Annotated in this window: 1 protein-coding gene; it reads left to right on the forward strand. The window is 64.9% G+C overall.

Annotated features, from left to right (window positions below; all coding sequences use genetic code 11):
* Positions 1 to 74 precede the first annotated feature (74 nt).
* Positions 75 to 445 (forward strand): hypothetical protein (locus EN749_RS37140; protein WP_210214778.1); only part of this gene is annotated, 371 nt, incomplete at its 3' end.

A 445-nucleotide genomic window follows, 5' to 3' on the forward strand; every position in this document is an offset into this window, starting at 1 on the left:
CCAGCTATCAGACCAAGTCCTGGGGTGTGCTCGCCAGCCAGGACGCCGCTTCAGAACGACAGATCACGACGGTAATGTGGAACAAGGGCTCGGTCGGGGTGGCGGCAAAAACCTGGCCTGACAAAGTCGAGCGCTGGTTCCAGGTTGACAGCCGTCAATTCGATGATCTCGGCCTCGAGGCGGTCCACGGCAAGGTGTTCGACCGCTATCCGGCGCTCTACGAGGTGACGGCCAAGATCCGCGGCATGGAGTCGACGTTCAACCTCGTCCCCATCCATCTGAAGGCCAAGGACGAGGGCAGCCTGCGCCGGCAGATGGCGGCGCGCCTGCTCGCCGAAGCGGTCGCCGAGCTCGCCCAGGACCCCGGCTTCGACAACGACTGGATCATCGGCGGCGACGCCAATGCGACCCTGGCATCCGGAGACCTCGACGCGCTGACCTCCGT

This window comes from Mesorhizobium sp. M7A.F.Ca.ET.027.02.1.1, from assembly GCF_004022985.1.
Lineage (GTDB): Bacteria > Pseudomonadota > Alphaproteobacteria > Rhizobiales > Rhizobiaceae > Mesorhizobium.